The sequence below is a fragment of the Micromonospora sp. RTP1Z1 genome (genome assembly GCF_033804685.1).
Lineage (GTDB): Bacteria > Actinomycetota > Actinomycetes > Mycobacteriales > Micromonosporaceae > Micromonospora.
This window is the reverse complement of record NZ_JAPFQV010000080.1, coordinates 17086-28233: the sequence shown is the minus strand read 5'-3', so window position 1 is coordinate 28233 and position 11148 is coordinate 17086. Positions and strand designations below refer to the sequence as shown.

General features: G+C 72.2%; 11 protein-coding genes. 7 read left to right on the top strand and 4 right to left on the bottom strand.

Features of this window, described 5'->3' with window-relative positions; all coding sequences use genetic code 11:
• Nucleotides 1–401 precede the first annotated feature (401 nt).
• The 4 genes from SLP03_RS28245 (at nucleotide 402) to SLP03_RS28230 (ending at nucleotide 3596) form a co-directional block, all read left to right on the top strand.
• A complete protein-coding gene (locus SLP03_RS28245; protein ID WP_319463685.1) occupies nucleotides 402–725 on the top strand; it encodes a hypothetical protein in 324 nt (107 codons plus the stop codon).
• A 473-nt stretch (nucleotides 726–1198) separates the two neighbouring features.
• Entirely contained in the window at nucleotides 1199–1792 is a 594-nt protein-coding gene (locus SLP03_RS28240) for a flavoprotein (protein ID WP_319463684.1), read from the top strand.
• Between the two features lie 404 nt (nucleotides 1793–2196).
• Nucleotides 2197–3039, top strand: a complete 843-nt coding sequence (locus SLP03_RS28235) for an IS5 family transposase (RefSeq protein WP_319463683.1) — start codon at nucleotides 2197–2199, stop codon at nucleotides 3037–3039.
• Nucleotides 3040–3125: 86 nt separating this feature from the next.
• Nucleotides 3126–3596 (top strand): UPF0158 family protein, encoded by a 471-nt coding sequence (locus tag SLP03_RS28230; RefSeq protein WP_319463682.1) that lies wholly within the window; start codon nucleotides 3126–3128, stop codon nucleotides 3594–3596.
• 21 nt (nucleotides 3597–3617) lie between these two features.
• Here SLP03_RS28230 and SLP03_RS28225 read toward each other — a convergent pair whose 3' ends face one another.
• Nucleotides 3618–4652, bottom strand: a complete 1035-nt coding sequence (locus SLP03_RS28225) for a helix-turn-helix transcriptional regulator (RefSeq protein WP_319463681.1) — start codon at nucleotides 4650–4652, stop codon at nucleotides 3618–3620.
• Nucleotides 4653–4750: 98 nt separating this feature from the next.
• Between SLP03_RS28225 and SLP03_RS28220 the strand changes: the two genes are divergently transcribed.
• The 3 genes from SLP03_RS28220 (at nucleotide 4751) to SLP03_RS28210 (ending at nucleotide 7523) form a co-directional block, all read left to right on the top strand.
• Nucleotides 4751–5452 carry a VOC family protein gene (locus SLP03_RS28220; protein WP_319463680.1) on the top strand — a complete coding sequence of 234 codons (702 nt, stop codon included), beginning with the start codon at nucleotides 4751–4753 and terminating at the stop codon, nucleotides 5450–5452.
• Between the two features lie 159 nt (nucleotides 5453–5611).
• Nucleotides 5612–6874, top strand: a complete 1263-nt coding sequence (locus tag SLP03_RS28215) for an ROK family protein (RefSeq protein ID WP_319463679.1) — start codon at nucleotides 5612–5614, stop codon at nucleotides 6872–6874.
• 190 nt (nucleotides 6875–7064) lie between these two features.
• Nucleotides 7065–7523, top strand: coding sequence for a YcxB family protein (locus SLP03_RS28210; protein WP_319463678.1), 459 nt, complete (start codon nucleotides 7065–7067; stop codon nucleotides 7521–7523).
• 103 nt (nucleotides 7524–7626) lie between these two features.
• On the opposite strand, the gene SLP03_RS28205 is transcribed toward SLP03_RS28210, so the two are convergent.
• The 3 genes from SLP03_RS28205 to SLP03_RS28195 all read right to left on the bottom strand — a co-directional run bounded on the left by SLP03_RS28205 (nucleotide 7627) and on the right by SLP03_RS28195 (nucleotide 11146).
• Entirely contained in the window at nucleotides 7627–9039 is a 1413-nt protein-coding gene (locus SLP03_RS28205; protein ID WP_319463677.1) for a GH1 family beta-glucosidase, read from the bottom strand.
• 68 nt (nucleotides 9040–9107) lie between these two features.
• On the bottom strand, nucleotides 9108–10115 hold the full coding sequence (locus SLP03_RS28200; RefSeq protein WP_319463676.1) for an ABC transporter ATP-binding protein: 1008 nt from the start codon (nucleotides 10113–10115) through the stop codon (nucleotides 9108–9110).
• The gene (locus tag SLP03_RS28195) at nucleotides 10112–11146 is read right to left on the bottom strand and encodes an ABC transporter permease (RefSeq protein ID WP_319463675.1); all 1035 of its coding nucleotides are present in this window, start codon (nucleotides 11144–11146) and stop codon (nucleotides 10112–10114) included. The genes SLP03_RS28200 and SLP03_RS28195 overlap by 4 nt, the downstream gene beginning before the upstream one ends.
• Nucleotides 11147–11148 lie beyond the last annotated feature (2 nt).

The window sequence follows — 11148 nt, the reverse complement described above, 5'->3', positions numbered from 1 at the left end:
CTAAGCGTGTCGAGTCGGGTGGAACTGTCAGGACCGGAGGTGAATGCAGCGAAGAACGCCCGCACGATGCCCTCGATCTCTGCATGGTCCAAAGCGGTGCTCGGGCTTGCAGGCACATCGTCGATCACAGCCCAACGGTAGCGCGGTGGCCCCCTCGGCGCCCCGTCCCGGGACCGACCAACCATCCGCTCGTAGCCGCTGATCGGTGCCGGCGGATCGCGCCGGGGTTGGACGAGGAAGGCGGGATCAAGACGCGGCGATTACCGCCGGCATTCGATGTTCGGCGATAGGGCTCCTGCGGAGACCGTGGCGGATGACCGAGACTGTAGCGATGTCGCAAGATGTCGGGGGGTGCGCCGCGCACGCAGGTAGCAATCACCGCTCTGCTCATCGTCGCCAGCGTGCTCATCCTCTTCGTCCCCGCCGGTGACGAGGGCAGAGTCCTCGTGCCCCTCAGCGAAGGTCACGGACTATCCGCCGTAGACGGGGTCGGCGCAGCACTGCTGGCAGTGGGCGGCACCTGGCTGGAAGTGCTCGAGGTACGGCGCCTTCCGTACCTCGCCCTGCCCCCACGGGCCTTGTTCGCACTCGGCCTGCTGGCCGGCCTCGGCGTGGGGCTCCTGATCGCCTCGGTCTTTTCGGGATTCTTCTGGTGGTGGGCTATCTGCGCCACCACGCTTGGCGTTGCCGTCCTCGTCCTCGTGCCCCTCACCGCGCGCCGTTGAGGTCGCTGACCGAACGAAGGGCGACGCGGGCGGGGACGAGTAGGGCGGGTCTCCTGGAAGCTGGCGCGAGGTGCCCAGCTCCTTGAAAATGTCGCTGGGTTGTTGGGTAGGCGGTCGAAGGCGCCACGCGGCAGGAACCACGGGGCATGGCTCCAAATCTGCCCGGACGAGCGACCTCGCGCGGGCGTGACCCTGTGTTGCCTTCCTTAACCACCGAATCCTCCACTTATGGACACCCGGCCGACCGCTCGATCGTCTCCTCGGATGGAGCGGCGCCAGATCCATCGAGCCGGTTCACTGGATAACCGCTCGCGTTCGCAGCCGGCTCGATACTCTCGGCTTCGGGATCCACACGGACATCCGGAGCCACTCGATCGGCGAGATCGCCGGTGACGCAGGCGATCGACGTCCCGGCGCGCAGCCGGCTCTCGCCACGAATGGCGCGCGGGACATCTCATGCCGATAGGAGCGCCATGCCCGGGAAGTTACGATCGCCTGTCCTGCACCTCGTCGTCTGCCGCGCCGAGCCCGCCGTCGAGCTCGGACCGTTCATCACGGCCTGCCAGAAGCTGAGGTGGGGGGTCCACCTCATCGCCACCCCGGACGCGGTCGACTCGATCGACCGGGACGGGCTCGCCGACCTCACCCACCATCCGGTACGCGAGGACGAGCAGCCGGAGACGCTCCATCCCCTGCCGCCGGCCGACGCCTTCGCCGTCGTGCCGGCCAGCTTCGACCTGGTGAACAAGTGGGCGTACGGCCTGAACGACAACCTGGGCCTGCGGCTGCTCAACGAGGCGATCGCCGTCGGCCTGCCGGTCGTCGTCGTGCCGGCCCCGGATCCGGCGCTCGCCCGGCACCCCGCCTTCCTGGAGAGCCTGGAGCGGCTGCGGCACTGGGGCGTGACGGTGACCCGGCCCGCCGAGCCGTCCGAGGTTGCCGACCCGGTCCCGTGGCACGCCGCCGTGCAGGTGATCTCCGCCTGGACCCGGTTCGCCCGGGTCCCCGGGCAGCCCACCGGAGAGCGACAGCGCAGCGCCGACGACTTGGCGCGGCAGTCCGGCTAGTGCGGTGTCCACTAACGTTCACCGGGTTTGCGGTGGGTGTTGTGGATCCTCGCCGTGAGGGCGAGCGACTCCCCACCGGCTGGTGGGGCGGGCCTCCGCGGGCCAACTGATCCTCGCGCCGACCGGGGTGGGCGGCGGGGGTCACGTCGGGACCGACCAGCACCGGGCAGGTGCCGGCCAGCTCGACGGTGCGTGACCACCTCCGGCAACACAACCGCTGCCAGGGTGGTGGCGAGGTTGGCCTTGTCGACGAGGACCTGCATCAGCTGGCCGATCTGCCACTGCCGGCCGTGCTCATTTAGAGGTCGCGCGGAATGGTGAGGTTGCCCGGCGCGTCTGAACGGGTGCAGGCACAGAACCGGTGATCATGAAGGTGCTTACGCCTCGTGATCACGGGAGGTTCTGTGCCTGCCATCCCAGCATGGCTGATCGAGCCGTTGTGGGTCCAGTTCGCCGCGCTGTTACCCGATCGGCCGACCTACGCCCCGACTCATCCGTTGGGCTGCCACCGCAGGCGGGTCGATGACCGGATCGTGTTCGACAAGCTGATCCAGGTACTGCGGTTCGGCTGCTCCTACGAGGCGATCGCCGACAGCACATGCGCGGCCACGACGATCCGTAACCGTCGTGACGAGTGGATCACGCTCGGGTTGTTCGCCCAGCTCAAACAGATCGCGGTGGAAGCCTACGACCGGCTCGTCGGCCTGATGTTGGACGACATCGCCGTGGACGGCTGCATCACCAAGGCCCCCGGCGGCGGTGACTGCGCCGGACGGTCCCCGGTCGACCGGGGCAAACAAGGCATGAAACGCTCATCGATGGTCGACGGCTACGGCATCCCCCTGGGCCGGGTCCTGGCCGGCGCGAACCGGCACGACTCACCGCTGCTCGGCCCCACCCTCGACCACCTCGACGACCTGGGCCCACTGCCCGACGAGGTCACCGTGCACCTCGACGCGGGATACGACTCCGCCGTCACCCGCACCCTGCTCGCCGAACGCGGCCTGACCGGCAAGATCGCCCACAAGGGAGACAAAGCACCCATCCAGGCCGGGCAACGGTGGCACGTCGAGCGGACGAACAGCTGGCACAACGCGTTCAACCGGCTGCAACGCTGCTACGAACGAACCGAGAAAGTCATCGACGCCTACTTCGACCTCGCCGACACGATCATCACCGTCCGTAGCCTGACCCGACGCGCGTGGACCATCTACCGGTGGGACACCCGTCCCACCCGGCGCCCATGACCACCACCCATTCCGCGCGACCTCTTAGTCCTGCGCGCGCGGGTCGCTCCATCAAAGCCCGCTGCGAGCAGGACTATCGTGGCCCGATGCTTGACCTGAGCAGCGTTGACCTGGAGGAGATCGCCACCGCGCTGGCGGACCAGACCGACTACGAGCACCGATGGCTGATCAACCCGGACACCGGACAGATTGTGTTCTGGACGGCGGACGGTGGAATCGATGGGCAGACGCCCGTTGACCTCGACGATTTGGATCTGGTCTGCATCGAGCCAATGCCGTCCTATGTCTGGTATCAGGACATGGCCGACTTCGCCGAGAGGATCAGCGACGACCGAGTCGGGCGGAGACTTGCGCGAGCCATCCAGGGCAAGGGCGCCTTCCGCCGGTTCAAGGACGAACTGCACGAGGAGTATCCGCACCTGCTGCCGGCGTGGTACGCCTACCGCGACGTCCGCGCCCAGCGTCGGGCAGTTGAGTGGCTCGTCGACAACTCGCTCATCGATGACGAAACGGCCATGCGATTCGTGACCGAGCACCCGGACCCCGATCTTCCCTGAGCTGGGCACTCTTCAGCCCGTCTACTCCGCGACGGTGGCAGCCGTGCCGTTCATTGCCGAGCTTGCCCGGACGGCACCCGCCCGGCGGGCCGAGTTCGTCGGCGGCCGGGCGTAGTGTGCGGCGGCGCCGCGGGCCTCGTCGGCCACCCGCTCCCGGACGGCGGCGGGGCGGAGGACCTCGACGGCGGCGCCCAGGCTAAGCAGGGCCGAGCACGCCCACGACTCGTTCTCGAACGGGACCGTCAGCTCGACCTCCTCGGTCGCGGTGACCGGGACCAGGGCCTGCCCGTGGACGGGCACGAGGCGGCGCAGCCGCGGCAGGGCCCGGGCCGCCGCGCGTACCGTGACCTCGACGCCGGGCTCCTCGTCCTCCAGTTCCCGGCGCGCCTCTGCCCAGGAGCGAGCGAGGTCGAACCCGGCCGGGCGCGCCACCACGTCGTCGAGCGGCTCCACCTCCCGGACCCTGGAGGCCCGGTAGGTGCGGCGCTGGCCGTCGCGCAGGGCGACCAGGTACCAGTCACCGGCCGCGAGGACGAGCCCGAGGGGCTCGATCTCCCGGGCGGTCGCCCGCCCGTCCCGTACGTACCGCAGGCGCACCCGGCGATCGCGCCAGACCGCGTCGGCGAGCTGGGTCAGGCACGGTACCGGCTCGGGCGTGCCGTACCAGCGGACCGGGTCCAGGTGGAACCGCTCCACGGTCCGGCCGGCGCGCTCCCGGGCCTCGCCGGTGAGGCTGGCCCAGACCTTGATCCGGGCGCCCTCCAGCATCTCGCCCAGCCCCAGCTGCTCGGCCGGGCCGGCGAGGCCGAGGAACGCCAACGCCCCGGCCTCGTCGAGGCCGACCCCGGTCAGCCGGGTGCGGTAGCCACGGTCCAGGCGGTATCCGCCGGCCGGCCCGCGGGTCGACCGCACCGGTATCCCGGCCGCCACCAACGCCTCGACGTCCCGCTGCACGGTCCGCTCGCTGACCTCCAGATGCCGGGCCAGTTCCCGCGCACTGGCCTGGCCACGCACCTGGAGCTGGAGCAGCAGGGTCATCATCCGCGAGGCACGCACCGCCCCATCCTGACCCAGATATACGACAGAAGGTGTCGGGAACTCGGGTGACACTGGGTCGGCGGCGCCGCCCGGCGCCGGGCGGCGAGAGGAGTGACATGGCTGAGGTGTCGACGGACCCGACGGAGCGGATCACCCCGCGGCAGTTCCACGAGGCCGACGGGATGGGGGACTGGCGGGTGCTGGGCGAGGGAGCGTGCACGTACTTCCGCACCGGGTCGTTCGCGGCCGGCGCCCGACTCGTCCAGGCGATCGGCGAGCTGGCCGGCTTGGACGACCACCACCCGGACGTCGACGTGCGGCACGCGGGCGTGACCGTACGCCTGATCACGATCATCCCCGGCTTCTACGGGCTGACCGCGCGCGACGTCGAGCTGGCCCGGCGGATCTCGGCGGTGGCGCGGGAGCTGGGCCTGTCCGCCGACCCGTCGGGCCTGCAGAACGTCCAGGTCAGCATCGACGCGCTGGTCGGTCCCGAGGTGCTGCCGTTCTGGCGTGCCCTGCTCGGCTACGTCGACCGCGGTGACGGCGACCAGGACCTGATCGACCCGCGCGGTCGCGGGCCGCTGCTCTGGTTCCAGCAGATGGACGCGCCGCGCCCGCAGCGCAACCGGATGCACCTCGACGTCTGGGTGCCGCACGACCAGGCCGAGGCCCGGGTGGCGGCTGCCGTCGCGGCCGGCGGTCGCCTGCTGACCGATGAGCACGCGCCGGCGTTCTGGGTGCTGGCCGACGCCGAGGGCAACGAGGCCTGCGTCGGCACGGCCGGCTGGACGGGGCCGGAGCCCGGCGCGCGGTGAGCGGTGGTGTGACCGGTCGTACGTCGGCAGCCGGAGCATCGCCGCCGCCGAGGAGGTCAGGAGGGCGCGATAGTTCGGTGCTGGGTTCATGGCATTAATCTGGGGTGACGCATCCCGGGTGAGCCGCCGCGGGTGGTGACAGGGGAGAGGTGGGCGGCGATGGACGCCAGACGCACCACCGTGCGCGACATGCGGCGCGCCAACCGCTCGGTGCTGCTCACCCGGATCTGGCTCGACGGTCCGCTCAGCCGCCACGAACTGGGGCAGAGCACCTCGCTGAGCCTGGCCAGCGTGAGCAACCTCGTCGGCGAGATGATCGGCGAGGGGATCGTCGAGGAGGCCGGCTCGGTCGAGTCCGACGGTGGCCGTCCCCGCGTGCTGCTGCGGGTCGCCCCCGGCTACGGCTACCTGGTCGGCGCCGACGTCGGCGAGACCCGGGTCCAGGTCGAGCTCTTCGACCTGGCGATGACCGCCCTGGCCAAGGCGGAGTACCCGATCGCCGCCGCCGAGCCGGACCCGCACGCCGTCGCCACCCACCTGCTGCACGGGCTGGCCGCGGTCGTCGAGCAGGCCGGCGTCGACCCGGCCGCGGTGCTCGGCTTCGGGGTGGCGGTCTCCGGGACGGTCGAGCGGACCGCCGACGCCGTCGTGCACGCGCAGACCCTCGGCTGGGACGGAGTGCCGCTGGGGGCCATGCTGCGCGCCGGCACTGACATCCCGGTGCACGTCGACAACGGCGCGAAGACCCTCGGCCAGGCCGAGATGTGGTTCGGCGCCGGCCGGGGCGCCCGGCACGCCGTCATCGCCCTGGTCGGCTCGGGGATCGGTGCCAGCGTGGTGGCCGACGGGGTGGGCTACCGGGGCGCGCACAGCAGCGCCGGCGAGTGGGGACACACCACGATCGTGTACGGCGGTCGCCGCTGCCGCTGCGGCAACCTCGGCTGCCTGGAGGCGTACGTCGGGGCGGAGGGCGTGCTGGACCGGTTCCGGCAGGCCAATCGGGGGCGCGCGGCGGTCGGCCCCGACGAGGAGAGCGCGTTCGGCGAGCTGTTGCGCTCCCCGTCCCGGACGGCCGCGAAGGTGCTCGACGAGACGGTCGGCTACCTCGGCGCGGGCGTGGCGACGCTGGTCAACCTCTTCAACCCGGAGCGGGTGGTGCTCGGCGGCTGGGCCGGCCTGGCGCTGGGGGAGCGCTACCTGCCGCAGATCCGCGAGGCGACCGCGCGGCACGCGCTGCGCCAGCCGTACGCGCAGACCTCGATCGAGCTGTGCCAGCTCGGACCGGACGCGGTCGCGATGGGCGCGGCCACCCTGCCGATGGCCCGGCTGCTGCGCGAGGGCGGCGTGCCCCGCGACCCGGTCACGCGGGTGACCATGACGCCGCCGCGCGCGGCCCCCCGCCCCCGCTCCCGCGCCCGCTGAGCGGCCGGGCGGGCGGTCCGGCGTCGCTCATGCGGGCAGGGTCCATTTCTGGTTGGCGCCGCCGGTGCAGGACCAGATCTCCGAAGGGTCGCACGCGCTCGCCCCGCGCGTTTCACATCGAAAGCCCTGCGGCAGGATGTGGTTCACGGCCGCCGCAGGACGCGAGCCGTGCCCAGCACAGGAGGACGACGTGCGAATCGAGGGCCGGGCGGCGCTGGACTACCCCGCCTACCGCCGACTGGTGTGGACGTCCGGAAAGGGACGACTGTTGAGGATGTGGGCGGCAGCCCTCCTGATCGGGCTCGGCGCGCTGCTCCTCAGACCGGCGGCCGGCGCGGTGCTGCTCGTCGCCCTGCTGGTCGCCGTCCCGCTCTTCTTCGAGCTGTCGCTGCGGCGCGTCTGGCGGCGACTCGCGGCCGGTGGGCCGGCCGCGGAGATCGGGTACGAGCTGACCGACGACGGGATGACCGTGTCCCTCGCGGGCGTCTCCACGCGGCACCGCTGGGAGTCCCTGCGGCCGCTGCGGGAGACGGCCGGCTACTGGCTCTTCCGGGGCCTGCTGACCCGACGGGTGATCGCGGTGCCGCGGGACGCCTTCGAGGCGGACGCGCGCGCCGAGGCCGACGCGGTGTTCGCCGGGATGCGCTGAGGTCAGGCGGCGTCCGGGGGACCGGCCAGCATCTCGATGCCCGACGGGTACGGCCGGGGCGCGCGGCCGCCCGGGCCCTCCCGGACGGCCGCCCCGCGGCCGGTCACCGCTCGCCGCGCACCCGCCGGACCGTGTCGCGGTACCAGAGCGCGCTGCGCTTCGGGGTGCGCCGCTGGGTGTCGTAGTCGACGCGCACGATCCCGAACCGCTTGTCGTAGCCGTACGCCCACTCGAAGTTGTCCAGCAGCGACCAGGCGAAGTAGCCGCGTACGTCCGCCCCGGCCAGCCGGGCCCGGGCCACCGCCCGCAGGTGCTCGGTCAGGTACATCACCCGGTCGTCGTCGTCGACGAAACCGTCGGCGTCGGGCCGGTCGTCGAACGCCGCCCCGTTCTCGGTGATCACCATCGGCACGCCCGGGTAGTCCTGGCTGAGCCGGACCAGCAGTTCGGTGAAGGACTCCGGGACGATCTCCCAGTCCATCGCGGTGCGGGGCAGGTCCCGCCGGACCACCCGCTGCACCGGCCGGCCGGCGTCGTCCCGCTCCCGCCCCTGTTCGTCCACTCCTGAGAAGAGCTGACCGAAGTAGAAGTTGACGCCCAGCACGTCGAACGGCGTGGAGATGATCGCCAGGTCGCCGTCGACGACCGGGATGCGCACCCCCTCGCGCGCCAGGTCGGCCACCACGTCCTCCGGGTAGCGGCCGTGGACCAGCGCGTCCAGGTAGAGGCGGTTGCCCAGCCCGTCGGCGGCCCGGGCGGCGTCCCGGTCGGCCGGGCTGTCGGTGGCCGGGTCGGCGGTGGCCAGGTTGACGGTGATGCCCAGGTCCACCGGTCCGGTGGCCGTCGCCCGCAGCCGCTGGACCGCCAGGCCGTGCCCGAGTAGCAGGTGGTGTGCGGCGGCGATGCCGTCGTCCAGGTCACGGCGACCCGGCGCATGCGCACCGTAGGCGTAGCCGAGCATCGCCGAGCACCACGGCTCGTTCAGGGTCGTCCACGTCTTCACCCGGTCGCCGAGGGCGTCGAAGACCAGCTCCGCGTAGTCGGCGAAGCGGTACGCGGTGTCCCGGAGCGGCCAGCCGCCGGCGTCCTCCAGCTCCTGCGGCAGGTCCCAGTGGTAGAGCGTGACCCACGGGTCGACCCCGCGGCCGAGCAGCTCGTCCACGAGCCGGTCGTAGAACGCCAGCCCGGCCGGGTTGGCCGGCCCGCGCCCGCCGGGCTGCACCCGCGGCCAGGCCACCGAGAAGCGGTACGTGTCCAGCCCCAGGTCCGCGATGACCGCGACGTCCTGCGGCATCCGGTGGTAGTGGTCGCAGGCCACGTCGCCGGTGTCCCCGTTGGCCACCGCCCCCGGTACCCGGCAGAAGGTGTCCCAGATGGACGGGGTGCGGCCGTCCTCGGCCACCGCGCCCTCGATCTGGTACGACGAGGTCGCCACGCCCCAGCGGAAGGTCGGCGGCAGGGTGTCGATCGGGTCGGCCTGCCCCGTGGTGGCCGAGGCGGTGCTCTCGCTGTCCATGGTTCTCCTCGCGGTCGCGAATGGGTCGGGATCGGGGGTGGTCGCCGGGCCGGTCGGGCCGCGACGGCTCACCGGGGGACCGCCGCGGCGGCGGGGTGCAGCCAGCAGGCGACGGCGCGCCCCGGGTCGTCGTCACCGGGCGGCCCGAGCGGTGGGAGCTCGGCGTCGCAGGGTGCGAAGGCCCGGGGGCAGCGGGGGTGGAACGCGCACCCCGTCGGCATGGCGCGCAGGTCCGGCGGGGAGCCGGGGATGCCGGTGAGCTCGCGGCGAGGGCCGCGCAGCGCCGGGAAGGAGTGCAGCAGCCCGTCGGTGTACGGGTGCAGCGCCCGCCGGTACAGCTCGCCGGCGGGCGCCTCCTCGACGATCCGGCCGCCATACATGATGGCGATGCGGTCGGAGAACTCGACCAGCAGCGACAGGTCGTGGGTGATGAACAGCACCGCGAAGCCGAGCCGGTCGCGCAGCTCGGCGAGCTGGCCGAGGATCTGCCGCTGCATCACCACGTCCAGGGCGGTGGTGGGCTCGTCCATGATGACGACCTGCGGCTCCAGCGCCAGCGCCATGGCGATCATCACCCGTTGCCGCATCCCGCCGGAGAGCTGGTGCGGGTAGCTGTCCAGCCGGTCGGCGGCGATTCCCACCAGCCGCAGCATCTCCCGGGCCCGGGCCAGCCGGGCCGCCGCCGTGGTACGCGGCTCGTGTGCCTTGATCACGTCGAGCAGCTGGGTGGAGACCTTGTGCACCGGGTTGAGCGAGTTCATCGCGCCCTGGAACACGATGGACGTCTCGGCCCAGCGGAACGCCCGCAGCCGCGCCGGGGACAGCGACAACACGTCCACCGGCGAACCGTCGGCGGGGTGGTAGATCACCTCACCGCCGCTGATCACCCCGGGCGGCGGCAGCAGCCGGGTCAGCCCGTACGCCAGGGTGGACTTGCCGCTGCCGCTCTCCCCGGCCAGCCCCAGCACCTCGCCCCGGTGCAGGGTGAGGTCGACCTCGCGGACGGCGTGCACCGCCTCGTCGCCCAACCCGTAGTCGACGCAGAGCTTCCTGATCTCCAGCACCGGCGCGCTCATCGGAACCCTCCTTCGTGGCGCTGTCGTGGGGGTGGTGGGGCGGTGGGCCGCGCCAGCACGGGGGTGAAGCCCACCCGCATCCGGACCACGTGCCCGTCCGCGGTGCGGACCCGGGTCCGGCCGGCGCTGCGCAGCCGGGGACTGACGAACTCGTCGATGCCGAAGTTGATCAGCGCGAGCGCGGTGCCCAGCACCGCGATGGCCAACCCGGCCGGCACGAACCACCACCAGGCGCCCTGGGCGAGGGCCTGCTGGCTCTGCGCCCAGAACAGGATGGTGCCCCAGTTCCACGACGAGACCGACGAGATGCCGATGAAGGCCAGGGTGATCTCCGACATCACCGCGAAGATGACCGTGCCGACGAATCCGGAGGCGATGATCGCGGTCAGGTTCGGCAGGATCTCGAACCCGATGATCCGCCAGGTGGTCTCGCCGGTGGCCCGGGCGGCCTCCACATAGTCGCGCCGGCGCAGAGACAGCGTCTGCGCGCGCAGCACCCGGGCCCCCCACGCCCACGAGGTCAGGCCGATGACCAGCGCGACGACCAGGTCGCCGGCGTCGGTGATGGTGGACGTCACGATGATGATCAGCGGCAGCGCCGGGATCACCAGGAACACGTTGGACAGCGCGGACAGGCCGTCGTCGGAGAAGCCGCCCAGGTAGCCGGCGGTGACCCCGACCAGGATGGACAGCACGGTGGCCACCACCCCGGCGGTCAGCCCGACCAGCATCACCCCGCGGGCGCCGACCAGGATCTGGCTGAACACGTCCTGGCCGAGGTGGGTGGTGCCGAACCAGTGCTGCGCCGACGGTGGCTGGAGCAGGGCGTCGCTGCGGGCGTCCGGGTCGTACGGGGCGATCCACGGGCCGATCACCGCGAGCAGCACGTACCCGGCGACCAGGGCCAGCCCGGTGGCGGCCTTGCCGTTGGCCACGAAGCGCCACCGTCGGCGCCGGGGGGCGGCGGAGGGCTGGGCCATCGCCCCCTGCTTCGGGATGACCTGCTCGATGCTGGAGGTGGGAATGGTCACGC